This window comes from Catenulispora sp. GP43 (assembly GCF_041260665.1).
Classification (GTDB): domain Bacteria; phylum Actinomycetota; class Actinomycetes; order Streptomycetales; family Catenulisporaceae; genus Catenulispora.
On record NZ_JBGCCT010000002.1, the window covers coordinates 398,853 to 421,640 of the forward strand.

The 22,788-nt window shown below is 70.7% G+C and carries 22 protein-coding genes and 1 tRNA gene; 13 read left to right on the forward strand and 10 right to left on the reverse strand.

Annotated features, from left to right (window positions below; translation table 11 throughout):
- Positions 1-184 precede the first annotated feature (184 nt).
- Positions 185-928 carry an ArsR/SmtB family transcription factor gene (locus ABH926_RS05435; protein WP_370364224.1) on the reverse strand — a complete coding sequence of 248 codons (744 nt, stop codon included), beginning with the start codon at positions 926-928 and terminating at the stop codon, positions 185-187.
- Positions 929-994: 66 nt separating this feature from the next.
- On the opposite strand from ABH926_RS05435, the gene ABH926_RS05440 reads away from it, so the two are divergent.
- From ABH926_RS05440 to ABH926_RS05455, 4 genes are all read left to right on the forward strand, one after another.
- Positions 995-1,627 carry a flavin reductase family protein gene (locus ABH926_RS05440; protein ID WP_370364225.1) on the forward strand — a complete coding sequence of 211 codons (633 nt, stop codon included), beginning with the start codon at positions 995-997 and terminating at the stop codon, positions 1,625-1,627.
- A 128-nt stretch (positions 1,628-1,755) separates the two neighbouring features.
- On the forward strand, positions 1,756-3,399 hold the full coding sequence (locus ABH926_RS05445; RefSeq protein ID WP_370364226.1) for a GMC oxidoreductase: 1,644 nt from the start codon (positions 1,756-1,758) through the stop codon (positions 3,397-3,399).
- On the forward strand, positions 3,389-4,477 hold the full coding sequence (locus ABH926_RS05450) for a dihydrodipicolinate reductase (RefSeq protein WP_370364227.1): 1,089 nt from the start codon (positions 3,389-3,391) through the stop codon (positions 4,475-4,477). Before ABH926_RS05445 ends, ABH926_RS05450 begins: the two co-directional genes overlap by 11 nt.
- The gene (locus tag ABH926_RS05455; protein WP_370364228.1) at positions 4,474-4,953 is read left to right on the forward strand and encodes a carboxymuconolactone decarboxylase family protein; all 480 of its coding nucleotides are present in this window, start codon (positions 4,474-4,476) and stop codon (positions 4,951-4,953) included. The genes ABH926_RS05450 and ABH926_RS05455 overlap by 4 nt, the downstream gene beginning before the upstream one ends.
- Before the next feature lie 195 nt (positions 4,954-5,148).
- Here the strand turns inward: ABH926_RS05455 and ABH926_RS05460 are convergent, their stop codons facing one another.
- Positions 5,149-5,739: an SMI1/KNR4 family protein gene (locus ABH926_RS05460; protein ID WP_370364229.1), complete on the reverse strand. Its 591-nt coding sequence runs from the start codon at positions 5,737-5,739 to the stop codon at positions 5,149-5,151.
- 147 nt (positions 5,740-5,886) lie between these two features.
- On the opposite strand from ABH926_RS05460, the gene ABH926_RS05465 reads away from it, so the two are divergent.
- Positions 5,887-6,078, forward strand: coding sequence for a hypothetical protein (locus tag ABH926_RS05465; protein ID WP_370364230.1), 192 nt, complete (start codon positions 5,887-5,889; stop codon positions 6,076-6,078).
- A 116-nt stretch (positions 6,079-6,194) separates the two neighbouring features.
- On the opposite strand, the gene asnB is transcribed toward ABH926_RS05465, so the two are convergent.
- Complete coding sequence (gene asnB / locus ABH926_RS05470; protein WP_370364231.1) at positions 6,195-8,858, reverse strand: asparagine synthase (glutamine-hydrolyzing); 2,664 nt, start codon at positions 8,856-8,858, stop codon at positions 6,195-6,197.
- Between the two features lie 246 nt (positions 8,859-9,104).
- On the opposite strand from asnB, the gene ABH926_RS05475 reads away from it, so the two are divergent.
- Positions 9,105-10,097 carry a hypothetical protein gene (locus ABH926_RS05475; RefSeq protein ID WP_370364232.1) on the forward strand — a complete coding sequence of 331 codons (993 nt, stop codon included), beginning with the start codon at positions 9,105-9,107 and terminating at the stop codon, positions 10,095-10,097.
- 98 nt (positions 10,098-10,195) lie between these two features.
- A complete protein-coding gene (locus ABH926_RS05480) occupies positions 10,196-11,050 on the forward strand; it encodes a hypothetical protein (protein ID WP_370364233.1) in 855 nt (284 codons plus the stop codon).
- Here ABH926_RS05480 and ABH926_RS05485 read toward each other — a convergent pair.
- The 3 genes from ABH926_RS05485 to orn all read right to left on the reverse strand — a co-directional run bounded on the left by ABH926_RS05485 (position 11,019) and on the right by orn (position 13,261).
- Positions 11,019-12,329, reverse strand: coding sequence for a (Fe-S)-binding protein (locus ABH926_RS05485; RefSeq protein ID WP_370364234.1), 1,311 nt, complete (start codon positions 12,327-12,329; stop codon positions 11,019-11,021). The genes ABH926_RS05480 and ABH926_RS05485 overlap by 32 nt on opposite strands.
- Before the next feature lie 89 nt (positions 12,330-12,418).
- Positions 12,419-12,491 (reverse strand) — tRNA-His (locus ABH926_RS05490).
- Between the two features lie 128 nt (positions 12,492-12,619).
- Positions 12,620-13,261 carry an oligoribonuclease gene (orn, locus tag ABH926_RS05495; RefSeq protein ID WP_370364235.1) on the reverse strand — a complete coding sequence of 214 codons (642 nt, stop codon included), beginning with the start codon at positions 13,259-13,261 and terminating at the stop codon, positions 12,620-12,622.
- Between the two features lie 128 nt (positions 13,262-13,389).
- Here orn and ABH926_RS05500 point away from each other — a divergent pair, with 128 nt between their 5' ends.
- Entirely contained in the window at positions 13,390-13,764 is a 375-nt protein-coding gene (locus ABH926_RS05500; RefSeq protein WP_370364236.1) for a cupin domain-containing protein, read from the forward strand.
- Positions 13,765-13,890: 126 nt separating this feature from the next.
- On the opposite strand, the gene ABH926_RS05505 is transcribed toward ABH926_RS05500, so the two are convergent.
- Positions 13,891-14,922: a GlxA family transcriptional regulator gene (locus ABH926_RS05505; protein ID WP_370344264.1), complete on the reverse strand. Its 1,032-nt coding sequence runs from the start codon at positions 14,920-14,922 to the stop codon at positions 13,891-13,893.
- A gap of 311 nt (positions 14,923-15,233) precedes the next feature.
- Between ABH926_RS05505 and ABH926_RS05510 the strand changes: the two genes are divergently transcribed.
- Together ABH926_RS05510 and ABH926_RS05515 are read left to right on the forward strand one after the other, a co-directional pair.
- Complete coding sequence (locus tag ABH926_RS05510) at positions 15,234-16,736, forward strand: FAD-linked oxidase C-terminal domain-containing protein (protein WP_370364237.1); 1,503 nt, start codon at positions 15,234-15,236, stop codon at positions 16,734-16,736.
- Positions 16,730-17,983, forward strand: a complete 1,254-nt coding sequence (locus tag ABH926_RS05515) for an FAD-binding oxidoreductase (RefSeq protein WP_370364238.1) — start codon at positions 16,730-16,732, stop codon at positions 17,981-17,983. Before ABH926_RS05510 ends, ABH926_RS05515 begins: the two co-directional genes overlap by 7 nt.
- A 66-nt stretch (positions 17,984-18,049) precedes the next feature.
- On the opposite strand, the gene ABH926_RS05520 is transcribed toward ABH926_RS05515, so the two are convergent.
- The 3 genes from ABH926_RS05520 to ABH926_RS05530 form a co-directional block, all read right to left on the reverse strand.
- Complete coding sequence (locus ABH926_RS05520; RefSeq protein ID WP_370364239.1) at positions 18,050-18,520, reverse strand: DUF6114 domain-containing protein; 471 nt, start codon at positions 18,518-18,520, stop codon at positions 18,050-18,052.
- Between the two features lie 3 nt (positions 18,521-18,523).
- On the reverse strand, positions 18,524-19,129 hold the full coding sequence (locus tag ABH926_RS05525; protein WP_370364240.1) for a DUF6230 family protein: 606 nt from the start codon (positions 19,127-19,129) through the stop codon (positions 18,524-18,526).
- Positions 19,130-19,299: 170 nt separating this feature from the next.
- Positions 19,300-20,124, reverse strand: coding sequence for a TetR/AcrR family transcriptional regulator (locus ABH926_RS05530; protein ID WP_370364241.1), 825 nt, complete (start codon positions 20,122-20,124; stop codon positions 19,300-19,302).
- Positions 20,125-20,395: 271 nt separating this feature from the next.
- On the opposite strand from ABH926_RS05530, the gene ABH926_RS05535 reads away from it, so the two are divergent.
- The 3 genes from ABH926_RS05535 to ABH926_RS05545 are packed head-to-tail and all read left to right on the forward strand — an operon-like array spanning position 20,396 to position 22,622.
- Positions 20,396-21,274: a hypothetical protein gene (locus tag ABH926_RS05535; protein ID WP_370364242.1), complete on the forward strand. Its 879-nt coding sequence runs from the start codon at positions 20,396-20,398 to the stop codon at positions 21,272-21,274.
- 7 nt (positions 21,275-21,281) lie between these two features.
- Positions 21,282-21,929 (forward strand): Tat pathway signal sequence domain protein, encoded by a 648-nt coding sequence (locus ABH926_RS05540; RefSeq protein ID WP_370364243.1) that lies wholly within the window; start codon positions 21,282-21,284, stop codon positions 21,927-21,929.
- A gap of 42 nt (positions 21,930-21,971) precedes the next feature.
- A complete protein-coding gene (locus ABH926_RS05545) occupies positions 21,972-22,622 on the forward strand; it encodes a hypothetical protein (RefSeq protein WP_370364244.1) in 651 nt (216 codons plus the stop codon).
- The last annotated feature ends 166 nt before the right edge of the window (positions 22,623-22,788 follow it).

Below are 22,788 nucleotides of genomic sequence, written 5' to 3' on the forward strand. Positions count from 1 at the left end.
GGAGTCGCCGCGCGCGGGGGTGAAGCTATTCGAGCTCTGATTCGCAGTCGCTCGGGCGCGGGCCGGGTGTCTGCTGGCGCGGCGCTTCGCGGGGCGCCAGGTCGATGCCGCATAGCTCGGCCAACGGTGGGGATGGCGGGATAGAATCAGGGAACTGAGTCAATGTGGTGTCCGATGACCCGCGTCACCCCGCAGCCGGCGTCAGCACCTGCTCCGAGAGCCCGAGTCGCTCCTGAAGCACCTCGCGCCCCTGCCAGGTGACCAGCACCGCGCGCGAAGTGCCGACCCGCTTGATCCAGCCCTGATCCAGCGCGTGCTCGCACAGGGCGGCGCCGACCGCACCGGCCAGGTGCGGGCGGCGTTCGGTCCAGTCCAGGCAGGGGCGCAGGGCGGGGCGCTTCGACGCGGTCGGGACTTCGATCGCGAGGTCGGCCAGCCAGCGCTCGCCCTCGGGCGTCAGGCTCAGGCCGTGCCGCCAGTCGACCAGGTCGCGGTCGGTCATCGCGTCGGCGATGGCCACGCCGACGCGGCCGGCCAGGTGGTCGTAGCAGGTGCGGGCGTGGGCCAGGGCGCGGCGGCGGCTGTCGGCGGACAGGGTGCGCGCCGGCGGGGCCGGGCGGACCGGGGCGGCCGCGGCCATGGTCTCGATCAGTTCGGCGACCTGCTGGTCGGCCAGACGGACGTAGCGGTGCCGGCCCTGGCGCTCCTCGGCCAGCAGGCCGCCGGCCACCATCGCGTTCAGGTGCTCGGTGGCGGTGGACGGGGCGACGCCGGCGTGCCGGGCCAGTTCGGTCGGGGTCCAGGCCCGGCCGTCGAGCAGGGCCAGGCAGAAGGTGGCGCGGGTGCCGTCGGCCAGCAGGCGGGCCGTCGCGGCCAGGTCGGCGCCGGCCAGCAGGGGGTTCGCGGTGGTGGGGCCGGTGGTGCTCATGGCAGCGATTATTCTCCGGGTATCGTTCGGCGGCCGCCGAAACGTCCGCTGCCTACCGTCGGGCGCATGACGAGCTCAACCGACACCGCCGCCGGCCCGGACCACATCGCGATCGAGCCGGCCATCCTCTACTTCGGCACCCCGGTGGTCCTGCTGTCCACCGAGAACGACGACGGCTCGGCCAACCTCGCGCCGATCTCCTCGGCGTGGGCACTCGGACACACCATCGTCATGGGGCTCGGCGCCGAGGGCCAGACCGCGTACAACCTCGCGCGCCGCCCGCAGGTCGTGATCAACGTCCCCGGGCCGCATCTGTGGCGGCGCGTGGAGAGCCTGGCCACTGTCACCGGCCGCTTTCCGGTGCCGGAGAGCAAGCCGGCGGGGATGCGGTACGAGCCTGACAAGTTCGGCGTATCGGGGTTCACAGAACGGGAATCGGAGGTTGTCAGGCCGCCGAGGGTCGCCGAGTGCGGGCTGCAATTTGAGGCCGCGATTGCCAGGGCCCTCGCGGACGTCACCGACGACTTCCTCATCGTCGAGGCGCAGGTCCTCAGGGTGCACGCCGACCCGGCGATCGTGGTCCCGGGGACGGACCACGTCGAGCCGGCGGCCTGGAGTCCGCTCATCTACAACTTCCGGCACTACTTCGGGCTGGGCCCGGAATTGGGCCACACCTACCGGAGCCAGACCCCGCGCTGACCGATTCCACACGATCTACCTGGCCTTTCTGATCTGACGTTCCGTTATATTACTCGTCAGTAAGTCGTGACTTCTCATGCGGGCGGTAGTACACAAGTCTCAAATTCCGCACCTGTGAGGAGTGTCACATGAGTGCAACATCAAGGCGTGGCCCAGAAGCCCGAGGTCTGTCACGGCGCGGATTCCTGGCCGGCACAGGCACGGTCCTGGGCGCCGCGGCTCTCGGGGGCTTCTCGGCCTCGCGGGCCGCGGCCGCCGCGCGGCGCAGCGCCCCGATCTCCAACGGAGCCCACGTCCAGGCGCTGATCATCGGCACCGGATACGGCGGCTCGGTCGCGGCACTGCGGCTGGCCCAGGCCGGCGTCGCGGTGGAGATGATCGAGATGGGCATGGCCTGGGACACCCCGGGGTCGGACGGGAAGATCTTCTGCAACCTGACCAGCCCCGACCAGCGGTCGTTCTGGCTGCGGACCGAGACCAAGCAGCCGGTCGGCTACTTCCTGGGGATCCCGATCGATCGCGGCATCCCGCTGTACACCGGGATCCTGGACGCCGAGGACTTCGCCGGGATCACCGTCTACCAGGGCCGCGGCGTCGGCGGCGGGTCGCTGGTGAACGGCGGCATGGCGGTGACGCCGAAGCAGGAGAACTTCGGCGCGATCCTGCCCTCGGTGAACCCGGCCGAGATGTACAACGTGTACTACCCCCGGGCCAACGCCGGGCTCGGCGCCGGGGTCATCCCGAACAGCTGGTTCAACACCACCGCCTGGTACCAGTTCGCGCGGGTGGGGCAGAAGCAGGCCGGGCGTTCCGGGTTCCCGTACGTGTTCGTGCCCGACGTGTACGACTGGAACTACATGCAGCAGGAGGACGCCGGCACGGTCCCCCGTTCTGCTCTGGGCCAGGAACTGCTCTACGGCAACAACTACGGCAAGAAGTCCCTGCAGAAGACGTACATCCCCGCCGCGCTGGCCACCGGCAAGGTCAACATCTCGCCGCTGCACAAGGTGACCTCGGTGTCCCCGGCCTCCGGCGGCGGCTACACGGTGCTGATGAACCAGCTGGACACCACCGGGAACGTGGTCGTCACCAAGGAGGTCACCGCGGACAAGGTGATCTTCGCGGCCGGCAGCGTGGGCACCAGCAAGCTGCTGGTGCAGATGCGCGACACCGGGCAGCTGCCGAACCTGAACGACCAGGTCGGCCAGAACTGGGGCGACAACGGCAACATCATGGTGGGCCGCGCCAACCAGATCTGGGACCCCACCGGCTCCCAGCAGTCCACGGTCCCCTGCGGCGGCATCGACAACTGGACCAACGGCGGCGCGTTCGCCGAGGTGGCCCCGCTGCCGGTCGGGATCGAGACCTGGGCCTCGCTGTACCTGTCGATCACGAAGAACCCGCACCGCGCGCAGTTCACCTGGAACAACAGCACGCAGAAGGTCGACCTGAGCTGGCAGCAGGCGTGGAAGCAGGACGGCATCACGATGGCCAAGACCATCTTCGACAAGATCAACTCCACCGAGGGCACGATCTACCGGACCGACCTGTTCGGCACGTACAAGACCTGGCAGGACGAGCTGACCTATCACCCGCTCGGCGGAGCGGTGCTGAACCAGGCCACTGACAACTACGGCCGGCTGACCGCCTACCCGGGTCTGTACGTCATGGACGGCGCGCTGATCCCCGGCAACACCAGCGTGAACCCGTTCGTGACCATCACCGCGCTGGCCGAGCGGAACATCGAGAACATCATCGCCAATGGCGGCTGAGCTGATCCCCACCCTGGTGTGGGGCACCGGGAACATCGGGCGGGCGGCGATCCGGGCGGTCGCCGCACGTCCCGGCCTGGCTTTGAGCGCGGTGCTGGTGCACAACGCGGAGAAGGTGGGGCGCGACGCCGGGGAACTGGCCGGGCTCGGGCAGCGGCTCGGCGTCGCGGCCACCGACGACGTCGAGGCCGCGCTGGCCGGCGCCAGGGCCGTGGTCTACGCCGCGTCCGGGGACGTGCGCCCCGACGAGGCGCTGGAGGACGTCGTCCGCGCGATCCGGGCCGGCGCGATCGTGGTCACGCCGGCGCTGTACGCGTTCTACGACCCGCACAGCGCGCCGGCCGACCAGCGCGAGCGCGTGCTGGCGGCGGTGGCCGCCGGCGGCGGGTCGCTGTTCGCCTCCGGCGTCGACCCCGGCTGGGCCAACGACGTGCTGCCGCTGATGATGACCGGGCTCGGGTCCCGGATCAGCGCGCTGCGCTGCCAGGAGATCTTCGACTACGCGACCTACGACCAGGAGGACTCGGTCCGCTACCTGGTGGGCATGGGGCAGCCGATGGACTACGAGCCGCCGATGACCGCGCCGGGCGTGCCCACGATGGTGTGGGGCGGGCAGATCCGGCTGATGGCGCGGGCCCTGGGCGCGCGGCTGTCGGCGATCACCGAGCACGTGGAGCGCGCGGCACTCGACACCGACGTCGAGACCGCGACCATGGGGAAGTTCGCCGCCGGGACGCAGGGCGGTGTGCGCTTCGAGGTGCGCGGCGAGATCGGGGGCGTGCCCCGCATCGTGATCGAACACGTGACCCGCGTCCACGGCTCGGTGGCACCGCACTGGCCGCAGGCCCCGGACGGCGTCGGGGCGCACCGGGTGCTGATCGAGGGCCGGCCGCGGATCGAGGTCACGCTCGAAGCCGAGGACGAGGGCGGAAACCGCTCGGCCGGCGGCAACGCGACCGCGGTGGGCCGGCTGGTCGGCGCGATCGAGTGGCTGGCCGACCGCGAGCCGGGCCTCTACGACGCGCTGGACGTGCCGGTCCGCCCGGCCGCAGGGATCTGGGAAGAAGGAACACAGTGATCATCGACATGCCCGAGGGCAAGGAGCCGATCGGCTACGTCTGGGGTGAGATGGTGCCCGGCATCGGCCCCGCGGCGGCGGCCTTCTCGATGGCGGTGTACGAACACACGACCCTCGGCCTGCGCGAGTTCGAGGCGGCGCGCCTGCGGATCGCCCAGATCAACGGCTGCCTGTTCTGCCTGGACTGGCGCACCGAGCGCGCCGGGACGAAGGTCGAGGACGGCTTCGACCAGGCCGTGGCCGACTGGCGCGGCGCGGAATCCCTCGACGAGCGCACCAAGCTCGCGGCCGAGTACGCGGAGCGCTACGCGCTGGACCACCACGGGCTGGACGACGAGTTCTGGGGCCGGATGCTGGCCCGCTACTCGCAGGCCGAGGTGGTCGAGCTGACGATGTGCCTGGGCTCGTGGCTGGCCTTCGGGCGGCTGAACCATGTGCTCGGGATCGATGCGGTGTGCGTGTTGCCAGGGCACTGAGGGGGGACGGGGCGGGACCGGCGGCGGCGCGGCCAGGATCCGGAGCGGCGCGGCCGGGACCGGCGGCGGCGCGGATGGCCGGCGCGGCGCAACCGCAACCGGCAACCGGAACCACCGGCCAACCGGCCAACCGGCCCGAACACGACCGGGCGGCACCGTCGCCGCCTGCGTCGTGCGTACGCGGGCTCGCCACGCTCAGCGCGAGAGCTCCACCATGGTGTCCTCGAAGTCCGGGAACTCGTCCCGGGCCGCGGCGACCACCTCGCGGGCCGTCATGCGCTCGGTTCCGGCGTGCTTCTCGGCGATGGCCGTGAATTCCGGGTGCGGTTTGGAGCGGCGGGTGGGGTGCTCCACCGCCTCGTAGGGTCCTGAGCCGTCGGCCACCAGCCACAGGAAGGAGGGCAGGTCGCAGGCGACCACGCCGGTCTCCCCCTCGGAGCCCAGGAACACGATCGGCTGCTCGGCCAGCGGTGCGTCCTCGCGGACCAGCCAGAAGGCCGCGTAGCCGCCGTCGGCGGTCTGGCCGAAGACCCGGAACTGGCCGGCGTCGGCGTCCGGGTTGGCGGTCCAGCCGCGGAACCAGTCGGCGGTGTCGTCGGGGTCCAGGAACTCCTCGAAGGGTTCGAAGTCCACCGGCGGGTGCTCGGGCGCGTCGTCCTCGTCGCGCTCGTCATCGTGGTCGTTGTCGTCGTCCTCGTCCTCGCCGGCCTCGGCGGGGAAGCCGATCGCGGCTATCGCGGCCAGCGCCGCGGGCAAGGCGAGGTCGTCGTCGTCTTCGATAGTCACGAGCCGTAGATTAGCCGCGCCCGGGGCGTCTACTCCAGCGTCACAGGGAGCATCTCTCCGTGGCGGGCTCCCTAGGGGTATATCCGATGGCGCCACCCGGCAGTGTGCTGGTGAAATGGGTTGCGAGACGCGAGGAGGGGTGTGTCGATGAACACCGTCATCGAACGCGAGCGTCAGGACAACGAGTGGGGTCCGGTCACCATCGTCCACACGTGGGGCGGCTGGCCGTGGCGGGCGCAGTGCGAGGAGTGCACCACGCGCTCCCCGGGACACCGGACGCACGACGAGGCCAGGCAGTGGGCTGACAGCCACTACCACGCGTTCCACGAAATCGGCTGACGCACAGCACGGCACGGCACGGCAAATCACAGCACAGCACGCCGAAGGCCCGGCACCCGCGCGAACGCGGGCCACCGGGCCTTTTCCAAACTTCGGCTCAAGCCTCGGCTCAAGCGCTACTTCTGCTTGGGCAGCACCACCACCGCCAGCGGCGTGCGCTGCGCGCCCTGCCCCAGCGGGTTGTCCTTGAAGATCTCCGCGATCTTCTCCTCGGAGACCGTGGAGGCCTGGCCCAGGATGTTGCAGCCCAGGTCGTTGGCGTCGATGATGGCCACGCCCTGGAAGGTGTCGGCGGCCTGCCCGGTCAGCGACCTGCGCAGCCGGTCGGCGAGCTCGGAGGCGGCCTTGCCCGGGTCGGCCGGGGCCAGCTTCGCCGAGACGTTCGACGGGTACAGCGAGTACTGCGTCGGGCCGTCGATGGCCCGGACCGCGGGGCCGGCCAGCTGGTAGAACAGGCCCTTGCGGCCCACGACCTTGCCGACCGCGCCGGCCGCGGAGGCCGCGACGATGCGCGCCAGGCCCGCCTCCTGGATCGCCAGCTGCATGGTCTCCGGGGAGCCGAGGCCAATGCCGGCGGGCGTGCGGACCACGAACTTCTGCAGCTTGCGGGCCGCGAAGGAGGGCTTGATCTCCCACAGGAAGTAGCTGCGGCCCTGGGAGATGGCCACCACCTTCTCGCTGACCGCCAGGAACCACGGGCTGTTCAGCGCCTCGGCGTGCTCGTCGGACTCCGCGGCGCGGGCGGCGAACTCGGCGCCGTACTCGGAGATCTTGGTGTGGTAGTCGTCGCCCTTGGCGAAGGCGTCGGTCTGGATCGGGAAGCGCAGCACCTGCCCGCTGGACGGCGTGCTGATCGCGATGTCCTTGCCGGGGTTGGCCGCGAAGTACTCCTTGGCCGCCGAGGTCGTGGAGTCCACGTGGGTGCCGGGGGCGTCCACGAAGGTCCTCAGCCACAGCTCGACGTTCAGCAGCCGCCAGAACAGCATGGTGTCGCTGTTCTTGCCGCTGATGAACTCCTCGAACGCGCGCAGCACCGAGGCCTGGTCGAAGTACGGCCGCGAACCGAAGGAGTCCGAGCGGAACACCGTGTGCACGTGGTTCTTGATCCGCAGGAACCACTCGCGCTCCGGCGTGGTGAAGCCGATCTTGTTGCGGCGGTCGACGATCTGGTCCGGCAGCAGGCCGCGCACCGCGTCGCGCAGGATCTTCTTGTTCCAGCCGCCCTTGATGATCGCCTCGGGCTCCAGCGTGAACAGGTAGCGCACCAGGTTGAAGTCCAGGAAGGGCACGCGGCCCTCCAGCGAGAAGCGCATGGTGTTGCGGTCCTCGTAACGCAGCAGCGAGGGCAGCGAGTTGGCGAAGATGTCCTCGACCAGGCGCGCCTTCAGGTCGTCCGGCACGGGGCTGAACGTCTCGCCCTTGTGCTGCTTGGCGAAGCCCTTGTCCAGCATCTGCCGGATGTCCACCGGCTTGTCCAGGCCGAGCTTGCCGCGCACGACCTGCTTGCCGTAGCGGGACAGCACGTCGGTGGAGGAGACCACCTCGCGCATCAGCTTCGTGTACTGCTTCTCCTTGCGCAGCTGGCGCAGGTAGACGAAGTAGTACGGCAGGTAGCCGGCCATCATCTCGTCCGCGCCCTGGCCGTCGAGCAGGACGGTGACGTGCTTGGTGGCCTCCTGCATCACCTTGTACTGCGCGTAGGGGCCGGTGGAGATGGTCGGCTCCTCCTGCGTGCGCACGAAGTCGGCCAGGTCCTCCAAGAACTCGTCCGGGTTCGGGTGGATCTTGTGGCACTCGATCGGGCCGTCGGCCTTGGCCATGACCGCGTCGACGTAGCGCTCCTCGTCGTTGACGCTGCCGGGGAACACAGCGGAGAAGCTGTTCTGCGTGGCGCCGACCGACTCCACGTCCTGCGCGTGCTGCTTCATCAGCTTGCTGATCACCGCGACCACGGTCGAGGAGTCCAGGCCGCCGGACAGCGCGGTGCCCACCGGCACCTCACCGACCAGGCGCATCCGGATCGCCTCGGTGAGCCGCTCCTTGAACTCCTTGGTGGTGTCCTTGGTGAACGGCGAGCGCGGGCCGTCGGCCAGCAGGTCCTCGCGCAGCGTGGTGAACATCCGGCGCTGCACGTCGGAACCCTCGACGACCACGACCTCGCCGGGGCGGACCTTCTCGATCCCGGCGAAGAAGGTGCGGTCGGAGTCCTCGTGGATGCGGAAGCGCAGGTAGCGGTAGAGCGTCTGGTCGTCCGGCGCGGCCTGGACCAGGCCCGAGGCCAGGATCGCCTTGATCTCCGAGCCGAAGACCAGGCGGTGGCCGCCGTCCTGGCCGGTCACCGAGGCCAGGTACAGCGGCTTGATGCCGAAGTGGTCGCGCGCCAGGTAGCTCTTGCCGGTCTCGGTGTCGTGGATCGCGACCGAGAACATGCCGTTGAACCGGTCGAAGGCCGCCTCGCCCCACTCGGCGAAGGCCCGGACCACGACCTCGGTGTCACAGACCGTGCGGAAGGTGTGGCCGAGGGCCTCCAGTTCGGCCATCAGCTCGCGGTAGTTGTAGACCTCGCCGTTGTAGACGGCGGCGTAGCGGCCGTCCTCGGTGAGGAACGGCTGGTCGCCGTGGGCCCGGTCGATGATCGCCAGGCGGCGGTGGGCGTAGCCGACGTGCGCCCCGTCGCTGTAGACGCCCTCGCCGTCGGGTCCCCGGTGGGCGATGGCGTCGCCCATCCTCTTGAGCATGGCCTCGTCATGGGCCCCGAAGACGCCCGCGATACCGCACATGTGCCGTGCCACTCCTCGCCGTATGTAGAACCTGCTCCGCGCTGAGCCAAACCTATACGACGAGCGGGTGACGCCTGTGCGACGTCGAGTAGTGTGATCTACGAGCGGGCAGAGGTCTCCCGTGAGATGCTCCCTCCCCCGGCCCGGCGTGGGATCTTCTGACGTTGCTAATATCGGAGTCGGAGGCGGATTTCCAGCGCATCCGCCTATGCCGGACGCCACGGCTACCGATCCGGGGGGACGACGATGGCGAATGAGACCGTGACCGACAAGTCACCGGATCCCCTCGAAGCAGGCTCCGGGGCCGGCCGCGAACCCGGGGAACCAGTGGGGTCGCCCACAGCGGCTCCGGGCACCCCGCCGGACCCCCTCGACTCAGTCGACCCGCTGGACCCACTCGACCCACTCGACCCACTGGACCCGCACGCCCCGCGTGGCGGCGACCCCATGCGGGCCGCGCTGTCCCCCGTCGAGCCCGTCAAGCCGGCTGAGACCGCCGGCCCGCTCAAGCCCACCGGCGCGCTGCGGCGCAACCCGGTGGTGCGCGCCGTGGAGGCCGTGGGCCGCACCTTCGTCCGCGACATGGTGGTCTTCTTCTCGGTGCCGGTCCGGGAGGTCCGGACGAAGAAGCTGATGGCGATCCCGGCCACGCTGCTGTGCGTCCTGACCATCGGGGTGCTCTGGATCCTGGAGATGAACCGGCCCGGCGGCCTGGCGTTCGTCATCGACATCGCCGGGGTGCGGCAGGGCGAGCCGATCTGGCAGCTGCTGCCGCAGCTGCCGCTGTCGCTGTTCGCCCCGGCCCCGGACCTGCCGGCCTGGGGCGCGATGGCCCAGGTCCTGATCGCCTTCGGGATCGCGGAGTGCTGGCTGGGCTGGAAGAAGATGATCGCGATCGCGATGATCACCAGCGCGGTGACCTCGATGGCGGCCCGGCTGATGGTCTACGCCAGCAACTGGCTGCACATCGGCACCCCGCAGATCGACAACTTCCAGGTCGACACCGGCCCCTCGGTCGCGGTGGTGTCCCTGCTGATCTACCTGGCGCTGCGGCTGCGCACGTACTGGGTGGTGGCGCTGACCGCGGTGTCGATGGGCGGCGAGGCGGCGATCCTGCCGAACCTGGCCGGGCGCGAGCACCTGGTGGCGATCAGCCTGGGCATCATCACCTACTTCCTGCTGGACCGGTGGTGGCCGGCGTGGAAGCGACGGCGGATCGAGCGGGCCACAGCGGACTGAGCGGCGGACTGAGCGGCGGACTGAGCGGCGGACTGAGCGGCGGACTCCGCCGAACGGATGGGGCACACACCCGACCGGATCAATAAGCTGTTCGTCCCATGAGCTGGTATCCCGAACCCGACGAAACGCTCGTCCACCGCGGCCGCGTCAGCTTCGCGATCGGCCGCGCCGAGAAGGTCGCGGGCATGCGCTGGTTCCGTGACGACGCCGGCCGCGACATCGCCGCCGAGCTGCCCGGCTGGCCCGAGGGCCCGGCGTACGCCCCGCGCTCGGACGCCGCCGCGCGGACGAACAAGGCCGCGTGGGGCCTGGGCAAGGCGGTGGTGGTGATCGCGGCGATCGCGGTCAACGCGGTGAGCAACGCCAACCCGAACGTGGATCTCGGCGACGGCGCCCGGCCCACCGACCCGGCCCGCGAGGTCGAGGACTTCCCGGTGCTGGTCGCGGCCCCGGGCACGATCGCGCGCAACCTCCCGCACCAGCTGGATCCGGACCGCCGGGCCAAGCTGTACCGCACCGACCTGGCGGTCACCGACCGGCGGCTGGTGATCCTGGGCACCGTCGCCGACGGCGGGCTGGAGCACCCCGAGGTGCTGTGGGAAGCGCCGCGCGCCGCGCTGGCCTCGGTGGTGAAGCACGCGTTCGGCAGCGGCGGGGCCGATGTCAGCTTCGTGTTCGCGGACGGCTCCTGGGCGCGGCTCGGACTGGAGAACGTCGCGGCGGCGATCCAGATCGCCCACGAGCTGGAGCCGGGCTGCCGGGTCGAGCTGACCGAGCTGGCGGTGAGGAAGCTGGAGCCGAACTACGACAAGCCGCCGGCCGACCACGAGTGGGAGACCATACGGCAGGACAACGGCCGGGCCGTCGCGCAGCTGGTGTTCCGGGCCCGGGGCAAGACGTTCCGGACCAAGCAGAAGGACGTCACGAAGTGGGTCGACGGCGCTCAGGATTGAGCGTCAGCCCCCTGATCGAGGCGTCGATGATCTCGATCGGGTGCACCACCGGCGTGTCGTCCCCCAGGTGCCGGCGGATCTGCAGCAGGCAGCCGGGGTTGCCGGTGGCGACCAGGTCGGGCTCGGTGGCCCGGATCCGCTCGGCCTTGCGGCGTCCCAGCTCCTCGGCCGCCTCCGGGCGCACCAGGTTGTGCACGCCGGCCGAGCCGCAGCAGAAGGCGGCCTCGGCCGGCTCAGCCACTTCCAGGCCGGGGATGTCGGCCAGCAGCTTGCGCGGCTGAGCCCGCACGCCCTGGCCGTGCGCCAGGTGGCAGGCGTCGTGGTAGGCGACGCGGGCCTGGATCCGGTGGCGTTCGGCGCGCGGTTCCAGGTCGGCCAGGACCTCGGAGACGTCGCGGACCTTCGCCGCGAACTCCGCGGCCGGTCCGGCGTAGTCCGGGTCGTCGGCGAGCAGTTCGCCGTACTGCTTCAGGGTGGAGCCGCAGCCGGCGACGTTGACCACGACCGCGTCCAGCTCCGCCAGCGGCACCGTGCCGGCCGCCGGCCGCCGGAACGCGTCGATCAGCCGCCGCGCGTACCGCTCGGCCTCCTGCTCGCGCCCCGCGTGCAGCGACAGGGCGCCGCAGCAGCCCTGCTCCGGCACCACGACGCGGCAGCCCTCAGCGCGCAGCACCCGCGCGGTCGCGGCGTTGACGTCGCTGAAGAACACCCGCTGCACGCATCCGGAGAGCATGGCGACGGTGGCGCGGGTCTCGCCCTCGGGCCAGGTCTGTGCCGGCAGCGTGCTCCACGCCTTGCGCAGCGTGGTGTCAGGCATCAGCGCCTCCATGGCGCCGAGCTTCGGGAAGCGGCGCAGCAGTCCGCTGGAACGGACCAGCGCCGCGACACCAGTCCGGCGGTACGCCACCGCGCCGAGGGCCGCCACCCGCAGCCGCGCCGGGTGCGGGAAGAGCCCGAACACGAGTTCCCGGAAGGCTTTGTCGCCGCGGCGCTCGGCGTAGGCGCGCTCGACCTCGGGACGGAACTCCTCGATGATCCGGTCGTACTGGACGCCGGAGGGGCACGCGCTCACACAGGACAGGCAGCCCAGGCAGGAGTCGACGTGCTCGGCCACCGCGTCGTCGAGCTCGGCCTTGCCCTCGAGCACCTGGCGCATCAGGTGGATGCGGCCGCGCGGCGAGTCGTTCTCGTCACTGGTGAGCGCGTAGGTGGGGCACGCCGGAAGGCAGAACCCGCAGTGGACGCATGCGGAAGTCAGGTCGTCCAGGTTCTCGCCCATGGCCGGGAGTGTACTGATCGACAGTGCGCCGTCCACAGCGAAAACGGCTCCTGATCTCGTTCGTCGAGATCAGGAGCCGTTCCACGGAGGGTGAGCGACGGGGCTCGAACCCGCGACAACTGGGATCACAACCCAGGACTCTACCAACTGAGCTACGCCCACCATGGTCCCTCACGGCGCCGAATCCCGGTCTCCCGGGCCCTGCGCCGTGCTGGCACGCCAAGAATACATGAATCCGGTGGTGCTCTGCACAACCCTTTAGCTCGGGCCCCGCAGGGCCCGAGCGGAGGTCAGGAGTCCGCGCGCGCCGTGGCCGCGGCGGCCTCCTCGGCCTCGATCCGGCCGGCCAGGGTGCGCGCGGTCTCCGAGTCCGGGCCGGGCTGCGGGACGAAGATCGCGTCGCGGTAGTAGCGCAGCTCCGCGATCGAGTCGCGGATGTCGCCGAGCGCGCGGTGGTTGCCGGTCTTCTTCGGGGAGTTGAAGTAGACGCGCGGGTACCAGCGGCGGGCCAGCTCCTTGATCGAGGAGACGTCCACGATGCGGTAGTGCAGGTGCTGCTCGAGCTCGGGCATGTCGCGGGCCAGGAAGCCGCGGTCGGTGCCGACGGAGTTGCCGGCCAGCTGCGCCTTGCCGGCCTCGGGTACGTGCTCGCGCACGTAGGCCAGGACCCGCTCCTGCGCCTCGGCCATCGTGACGCCGTCGGCCAGCTCCTCCAGCAGGCCCGAGGCGGTGTGCATCTCGCGCACCACCTCGACCATGCCCTCCAGCAGGCCGGGGAGTTCCTCGGCCGGTGGTGCGATCACCACGTCGACCCCGTCCCCCAGGACGTTCAGCTCCGAGTCCGTGACCAGGACGGCCACCTCGATCAGAGCGTCCTTGTCCAGGTCGAGCCCGGTCATCTCGCAGTCGATCCACACCAGCCTGTCACTCATGGATCCACCCTAGTGGGGACCTGGCGGAAAGCGTGATCGACAACTGGGTTGACCTTCTGCGCGCCAGCAGCCTAGGCTGAGATCGTCAACCACGTTGTCCATATGACTCGAATCAAGGGGAACCCACCATGCCTTTGGCCACTCTCGCCGACGCCCCGCGCTTCGCCCGCGACGGCTTCACCTTCCGCCCGCTCGCCGTGCCCTCGCGCGGCAGCGCCGAACTGGCCGTCTGGGCCCTGGAGCTGGAACCCGGCGCCGTCAGCGAGGCGCACAGCGTGGACCGCGAGGAGGTCTTCGTGGTGGTCAGCGGCACGGTCGCGGCCACCGTCGCCGGGCGCGAGGCGACCGCCGGCCCGGGCGACGCGATCATCGTGCCGGCGCACGCCGACTTGAGGATCCGCAACGCCAGCGACCAGGACCCGGCGCGGCTCACGGTCGCGACGTCCGTCGGGATGCGGGCGATCGTGGACGGCGCGCCCTTCACGCCGCCGTGGGCCCAGTAGGAAGGCCGGATGAAACAAGTAGGACGGCCCGGCAGGACGCCCGACGGGACGCCCTGAACCCGACCTGGGCCACACCGTGCAGGCGCGACCCGGTCGTCGGCGATCCCGGTCCGGCTCGTGGCCGACCTACCCCTCGCGGCCCTCGCGGCCGCCTCTGGCCCGGGAGGCCAGGTAGGCCTCGCGATAGCGCGCGGGCTGGGTGCCCAGCACCCGCAGGAAGTTGGCGCGCATCGCCGGGCCCGAGGCGAAGCCGGAGCGCCGGGCCACCTCGTCCACCGGCAGGTCGGTGGACTCCAGGATGCGCTGGGCGGCGATCACCCGCTGGGAGTTCACCCATCTCAGCGGCGTGGTGCCGGTGACCTCCAGGAAGCGCCGGTCGAAGGTGCGGCGGGACATCGCGGAGTGTTTGGCGAACTCGTCGACGTCGAAGGGCTCGGCCAGGTGGTCCAGGGCCCAGCTCATGGCGTCGCCGATCGGCGTGCCGGCGCCGAGTTCGCTGGGCAGGTGGCGGTCGAAGTACGCGGCCTGGCCGCTGCGCCGGCCCGGCCCCACCACCAGGCGGCGGGCCAGCGCGCTGGCCGCCTCCGCGCCGTGGTCCATGCGGACCAGGTACAGACACAGATCCAGGCCGGCCGCGGCGCCGGCCCCGGTGACCACGTCGCCGTGGTCGATCTGCATCGAGCGGGCGTCCACCTTCACCCGGCGGTGATGGCGGGCCAGGGCCGGCGCGTACATCCAGTGCGTGGTGGCCCCGCGGCCGTCGAGGACGCCGGCCGCGGCCAGCACGAAGACCCCAGAGTCGAACGCGGCCAGCCGCGCGCCCTCCTTGTGGGCCTTGCGTACCGCGGCCAGCGCCGGTTCCGGAGGCCGCTCGCCCGGCGCCCGCCAGGCCGGCACGATCACGGTGCCGGCCTGGTCGGCGCCGGACAGGCCGAACGGCGTGGACACCCGCAGCGATCCGGTGGTGGCCAGCGGTCCGGCCTCGCCGGCGCACACCAGTAACCGGTAGTACGGCAGGCCCATCACCCGCCGGTCCACGCCGAACACCGAGATCGGTATCGAGGACTCGAACAAGGGGGCGTCCCTGAACAGCAGGACGGCGACGGTACCCCGGTCGCGCGTGGGGGCCAGGCGCGGGCGGGGGGCAGTCAGTGTCATTCGGCGGGCTGACCTCTCTGGTCCAGATGGATCGTCGGAACGAGCCATTTTCCTTTGTAGGCAAAGGGAAAAGCGACTTGGAGCGGAAGCCGTGCCGGGCCGGTGATTATCAGAACACATACATGATCGGGGCACACGTGTCCACCCGCGCGGCCGGCCCCGCGAGGGCCCGCCCGGGTGGCGCACAGTGGTGATCTGTGTTCATCTACCAATAATCTGTGGTGATCTACTTGCAGGATCTGCGGTGATCTACTGCAGGATCCGTACGGGGACACCAGGCGCGGGGGGACGGCCGGAAGGGGGCACGGCGCATGGAGCGGACAGCACGCACGGACCGGCGGCAGGCACTCGGCGCGGTACTCCGGGATGTGGTGGCCGAGTGCGGGCCCAGCCTGCGCGTACTCTCCGGGCAGGCCGAACGGCGGGCGTACGAGACCGACGCGCTCACCGTGCACCGCGTTCTGCCCGGATTGGTACTGCTTCCGGCCGACCGCTCCCAGGTGGCGCCGATCGTGCGCGCCTGCGTCCGGCACGGCGTCCCGTACGTCGCCCGCGGCGCCGGCACCGGGCTGTCCGGCGGCGCGCTGCCGGCCGAATCTGGCGTCGTCATCGCGCTGGCGAAGCTCAACCGGATACTTGATGTTGACCCCGACCGGCGGGTCGCGATCGTGGAGCCGGGCGCGACCAACCTGTCCATCAGCGCGGCGGCCGGCGAATACGGGCTCTACTACGCCCCGGACCCCTCCTCCCAGGTGGTGTGCACGATCGGCGGCAACGTCGCGGAGAACTCCGGCGGCGCGCACTGCCTGAAGTACGGCTTCACCTCGCACCACGTGCTGGCCGTGGAGACCGTGCTGCCCGACGGCGGCACGGCGGTGCTGGGCTCGGACGACATCGAGGCGCCCTGCTACGACGCCCCCGGCTACGACCTGCGCGGCGTCTTCGTCGGCGCCGAGGGGACCTGCGGCGTGGCCACCCGGATCGCGGTCCGGCTGCTGCGCCGGCCCGAAGCGGTGCGCACGCTGGTCGCGGACTTCCCCGACGTGCCCTCGGCCTGCGAGACGGTCAGCGCGGTGATCGCCGCCGGCATCGTGCCGGCCGCCATCGAGATGATGGACAACCTGGCCATCCGGGCCTGCGAGGACGCGGTGCACGCCGGCTACGACCGACAGGCCGCGGCCTCGCTCATCATCGAACTGGACGGTCCGGCCGAGGAGTGCGCCGAGCAGTTCGAGCAGGTCAGCACCCTGTGCTCGGAGCACGCCTGCACCCGGCTGCGCATCGCTCGCGATGCCGCCGAACGCGCCGCCATCTGGGCCGGCCGCAAGGCCGCGTTCGCCGCGATGGGACGGCTCTCGCCGGAGTTCCTGCTCCAGGACGGCGTCGTGCCGCGCACCCGGCTGGCCGAGGCGCTGGCCGGCATCGCGGACCTGTCGGCGGCGGCCGGGTTGCGTGTTGCCAATGTCTTCCACGCCGGCGACGGAAACCTGCATCCGCTCGTTCTGTATCGCGAAGCCGACGGCCAGGGACCGACCGCCGAAGCCCTCGCCGCGGATATCGCAGAGCTCTGTGTCGCCCTCGGCGGCTCGCTGTCCGGCGAGCACGGGATCGGCGTGGACAAGGCGTGCTCGATGCCCAAGATGTTCTCCCCCGCGGACCTGACGGCGATGGACCGTCTGCGCGCCGCGTTCGACCCGTCAGGGCTGTGCAACCCCGGCAAGGTTTTCCCGACTCCCGCGCTGTGCGGCGAGGCCCGGGCCGGGGCCTATCAGCCGCACCCGCTCGAAGAGACCGGAAAGATCCAAAGATGGTAGGCGCCTCCTCCTCCGCATCCCACGCCGACGGCGGCCCGTCCGCGGCCCAGGGCACGTCGGCCGACGGCGCCGGTGCGCCCGAACCGCCGGCCGGCCCGCGCTCGATCACCCCGACGACGCTGAAGGACCTGCGCGACGCCGTCTCCACGGTCGGCGCGGTCCTGATACGCGGGACCGGGACGGCGACCACCTGGGGCGCGCCGGTGCGCGACGCGCGCACCACGGTGTCGCTGGCCGGCATGGACCGCGTGCTGGACCACCGCCCGGCCGACATGACGGTGCACGTCCAGGGCGGGATCCGGCTGGACGTGCTGCAGTCCGAACTGGCCGCGCGCGGCCAGTGGCTGCCCTACGACCCGGCCCGTTCGGAGGCCACCATCGGCGGCCTGCTGGCCACCGGCGACGCCGGCCCGCGCCGGCTGGCCTACGGGTCACTGCGCGAACTGGTGATCGGCGCGACGATGGTGTTCCCGGACGGCGCGATCGCCAAGAGCGGCGGGCACGTCATCAAGAACGTCGCCGGCTACGACCTGGCCAAGCTGTGCCACGGCTCGCTGGGCACCCTCGGCGTCGTGGCCGAACTCGTCCTGCGCGTGCACCCGCTGCCGCAGACCTCCCGCACCGTCATGGTGCGCGACGTGAACACCGCGCTGGCCCAGAAGCTCACCTGGGCCCTGACCCGCTCGGCGATCGAGCCCACGGCCGTGGAGTGGTGCGAACCGGAGCAGGTCCTGGCGGTGCGCTTCGACGGAACCGCCGACGGCGCCGCCGCGCGCGCCGCGGCGGCCCGCTCGATGCTCACCGGCAGCCTGGCCGAGCTCGACGCCGGCGAGGCGCACAGCTTCTGGGAGTCGCACGCGGCCCGGGTCGTCGCCGAACCCGGGGACACCGTCCTGCGCGCCGCCACCCGGCCCGGCATCGACCCCGGCTTGGTCGGTGCGCTGTCGGCGTTCGCGGACCGCGCGGGCGTCAAGGCGCTGCTCACGTGCAGCCCGGCCACCGGCGCCTACACGGTCCGGGTCACCGGCGCCGACGCCAAGGCCCATGCCGAACTGGTGAAGAACTGGCGCACCTCGGTCGAGGCCGTCGGCGGCTTCGTGATGCTGCGCCGTCGCCGCCCCGGGGTGGACGCGATGGTGGAGTCCTGGGGCCGTGCGCCGGGCAGCGTCGAGGTGATGCGGCGGGTGAAGGGGAACTTCGACCCGGAGAACCGGTTCGCCCCGGGCCGTTTCGCGCCCTGGTTCTGAGAGTTCTGAGAGTTCCGATTCCGAGAGTTCCGAGAGTTCCGACCGGTCACCGCGCCGCGTCCGGCGTCAGGAGATCGGCAGCCCCTCGGTCTCGTTCTCGCTCCGGCGCGCCGGCTCCGGGTCGGCCTGCGGCGTCTCGGTCCAGCCGAACGCCAGCGAGGCGCCGGTCATGGACAGCAGCATGCCGATCAGGAAGCCGCCGAGGTTGCTGGTCATCCAGCTGGCGACGGCGAACAGCAGCGAGAGCACCGAGTAGAAGGTGCGGTGCATCGGGTCGAAGATCAGGCTCAGGCCGAGCACGACCAGCAGTACGGGGACCGCGTAGCCGGCCATTCCGTACAGGCCCATGTGGATGCTGACCTTCATGGCCGTGTGGTAGAGCGAGAGCATCTCGCCGCCGCCGAGGGCCACCAGCAGCCCGCCCCAGAAGGGCCGGGTGCGGCGCCAGTGCCGGAAGGCACGGCGCGCCCCGCCGCCTTCCTCGGGGGCCGGGGCCTCCGGGAAGAGGAGGGGCGCGCCTTCTTCGTGCTCTGTCACCGCTCAGCAGCCCTTGCTCTGGAAGGTCATGCTGAGGTTCGGCAGCGAGAACGTCGAAGCCGTGGACGCGTAGTTGTCCTGGCGGACGTCCGTGATGTCCACGCTGTCGGCCTGCTGCGCGAAGGTGTACGCGTGGCCTTCGATGCTGGGCACCTCGGTCAGGTTGCTGGCGTCCCGGCCGATCTGGATGTTGGTGAAGGACGCGTTGCCCGACAGGTCGGTGCCGTCCAGCACCAGGTTGGTCGCGTGCACCGGCGTGGATCCGGTGCCGGCGCGGATCACCAGGTTGACCCCGACCAGGTTCACGCTCTGGCACAGGTTGTAGACCTTGGCATCGCCGATCACCGAGGTCATCACCACGGCCTGGCCGTTGCTGCTCTTCAGCCAGGGGTTGCCGGGCAGCGCGGAGTCCAGGTTGCCGTACTGCTGGAAGTTCGACCCGGTCAGGTGGTCCGCGGTCACCACGAAAGGCATCCCGGAGATCGCGAACTGCACACCCAGAGCGCCCTGCGCGGTGAGCACCACGAGCGCTCCGGTGGCGGCCAGCGCGGCCATCCCCGGTATCGCGGCCCGGCGGTAACGGACTCTGCCTTCGCGTTTCGTCGCCATTCGGCTCCTTTCCGTTCCTGTCACCAGGCGCAAATGGTGCCGGCGCGAACGCCTGGACGAGAAGTGAACCAGCACCGGCACGGCTGGAATGTGACATGAGTCACCCACGAGGTGACTGACGGGTAACATACTCTCAGGGTTTTGAATCGGTCAACCGTTCGGGCCCTGATTCAGTCGTCGCCGACACCGGGCCCGGCCTGCGCCGGGGCACAAGGCGCGACCGATCGGGGATGGTCGGCCGAGGCGGCGTGCGAGGCCTTCGCGGCGATCTCGGGGCCGGCGAAGGGCGCGACCACGAAATACACCAGAGCGGGCAGAAGGGTCGCGAGCTCGGCCGAGCGGCCGTCGGCGATGTACCGGTAGAGCGTGCCGTAGGCGCCGGCCACCACCGAGTTCACCACCTCGTCCCGGTCCACGCCCGGCGGTGTGGCCGGGGCCAGGGCGAAGAAGGCCTCGAAGGCATGCAACTGCTCCGAGCGCGCCCGCCGCCCCTCCGGTCCGACCGCGTCGATCTCCACGATCGCGGCCGTGGCGAAGGCCGGCACGCTGGCCAGCACGTCCAGCAGCACGGCCAGCACCGCGCAGGTGGCGCGGGTCCAGGTCTCGATGTCCGCCGGGGACTGCGGCAGCGGACACAGCCCGTCGCCGTCCCCGGCCCCGGCCTGGTCGGCCTCCTCCAGGAACGCCTGCCGCAGCATCGCGAACAGCACCTCGGTGCCGTGCCGGTAGGCGGCCAGGAACGCGCCCTGCTTGCTCTCGAAGTGCTCGTAGAACGCCGGCCTGGTCACGCCCGAGACCCGGCAGATGTCGCTGACCGAGGCGTTGGCGTAGCCGCGTTCGGCGACCGTGCGCACCAGGCCGTCGTACAGCCGGTCGCGCTGGGTGGCCGCCACCTGCTCGCGCGGCACCCGGCTGGGGCCGCGCTTGATCGCCCGCTGCGGATCGCGCGGGGAGCGCGCGCCGGGCAGCGGGGCCAGAACGGGTGAAACAGGCATCTTCTCCCCCGGGGGCTTGACTGGCGAACCCTGCGGAGTTACAAACTCCACGGGTTTTGTTACCGGCCGGTATCAGAGCGTGAGCCGTACTGGATCACCGAAAATCGGTACTCGCTCACCCAAAGCAGCGTTCTTCGATCTCGTGCAGTCTCCACCGGCGTCATCGTCGACGCAGTCCCCGCTCATCTGACATCCCCGCTGACGAGGGAGCGTGAACATGGCTGTCCCAGGCCTGTTCCACCGGCTCAGAAAACGTACACTCACCGCGGTCGTGGGCACATTGGCCCTGGTCGCCGCGGTCGCCTCGCCGTCCGCCGCGGCGAGCGGGCAGCCTTCGGGCCCGTATACGGGCATGGGCACCTGCCCCACCTCCAGCACCCAGATGCAGGACCCGAACCAGGCCGTCGTGGGCTGCACGGTGGCCACGATAGGCGGCGGCGGGTTCACCGTGGGTTCCACCCAGGTGAACTTCAGCTCACCGATGACCGTCTCCTTCGGCGTCACCTGGGCCAAGGGCGGCCCGACGGTCACCTTCCCGGACAAGAGCACCGCCGAGCTGTTCTCCACGGTCACCCCGACCGACGGCAAGGAGTTGCAGTCCAGCCCGCTGGACGTGCCGATTCCGGGCCTGTCCAACTTCTGGCCCGGCGTCACCAGCGCCATCGTGCTGATCGAGCCGGCCGGCCCGATCACGAACTTCGCGCCGCTGTCGGCCGGGGAGAACTACCCCATCTTCCAACTGCCGATCAAGCTGCACCTGCTCAACGCGTTCCTCGGCCTGGACTGCTACGTCGGCTCCGACAGCGCGCCGATCGTGCTGAGCCCGACGGCCGGGACCACGAACCCGCCGCCGCCGAACCAGCCGGTCAAGGGCAGCACCGGAACGATCTCGATCGGCCGGGACCCCAACGGCTTCAAGGACACGGTCGTCGGCTTCTCCAACGCGACACTGAACGACAACGCGCTGCCGGTGCCCGGCGCCAACGGCTGCGGCCTGTTCGGCAGCGCCGACTGGATAGTGAACCTGCTGTTCGGCCTGCCCTCGGCGGCCGGGCACAACGCGATCACTCTGTCCTCGGTCACCACGAACCTGGCCGTCGACTCCAGCGACAGCGATCTGATCAACGCCATCGACGCCACCAGAAAGTGAGCCCGTCATGCGCTCCCGCACCCTCGCCCTGACCATCGCGGCCGCCGTCGGCCTCGTGCTCGGCGCGGCCGGCCAGGCCGGCGCCGCCACCGGCGGCGTGCTGACCGTCGGCAGCGCCGGCGGCACCAACGTCAACGTCGGCGACAGCCTGGCCGGCGCCATCAACAGCGACTTCATCTTCACCACCGGCAGCGGCACCATCGACTGCAGCAGCGGCCAGTTCACCGCCGGGGTCACCGCGAACCCGGCCGTCGGGGGCAACGCCACCGAGTCCATCACCCAACTGCACGCCGACCCCGCGAACTGCACCACCACGGTGAGCGGCACGATCGGCGTGGTGAGCGTGGAGATCAACGGCCCGGCCACCGGCACCGTGGTCGGCGGCACCACCTCGACGCTGAAGGTCACCGGCCTGGACGAGCAGGTCACCCTGTCCTCGTTCCTCGGGAACGTCACGTGCGACTACGGGACCACCGGCTCGGTCACCGAGATCGACGGCAGCCTGTCGAACACGGACAACTCCATCAGCTTCGCCACCCAGAACGTCAACCTGATCAGCGGCTCCGGTCTGTGCCCGAGCAGCGGCACGTTCCAGGGCGGCGTCGGTCCGGTGCTGGACACCACGCAGAGCAGTCAGGCGACCTTCGTCAACTGACCGCCCCTCCCGCCATCAACGCCACAAGAAAGTGAGTCCCTCATGCGAACCCGTACCCTCGCCCTGACCGCTGTGGCCACCGTCGGCCTGGTCCTCGGCGCGGCCGGCCAGGCCGGCGCCGCCACCGGCGGCGTGCTGACCGTCGGCAGCGCCGGCGGCACCAACGTGAACGTCAACGACATCGTCAAGGGCGCGATCAACAGCGACTTCGTCTTCACCACCAGCAGCGGCACCATCGACTGCAAGACCGGCCAGTTCACCGCCAAGGTCACCGCCAACCCGAACAAGGGCACCGGCAACGCCGTGGAGTCCATCACCCAACTGCACGCCGACCCCGCGAACTGCACCACCACGGTGAGCGGCACCATCAGCGTGGTGAGCGTGGAGATCAACGGTCCGGCCACCGGCACCGTGGTGGACGGCACCAGCCCGAAGCTGAAGGTCACCAGCCTGGACGAGCAGGTCACGCTGGCCTCGTTCCTGGGCAACGTCACCTGTGACTACGGGACCACCGGCTCGGTCACCGAGATCGACGGCAGCCTGTCCAACACCACGAACTCGATCAGCTTCGCCACCCAGAACGTCAACCTGATCAGCGGCTCCGGTCTGTGCCCGAGCAGCGGCACGTTCAAGGGCGGTGTGGGTCCGGTGCTGGACACCACGCAGAGCAGCAAGAAGGTCTTCGTCAACTAGCGGTGGCAACAGAACGTGACGAACGGGCGGTAGACCCAATACGCTGAACTGCCCCACAAGCGGAGGGGCCCGGTCGGGCTCCGGGCTCCTCCGCTTCTTTTGCGCTGTCTGCTTCTTGTGCCCTGCCTTCTTCTGCCCTGTCTTCTTCTTCTGCCCTGTCCTCGCT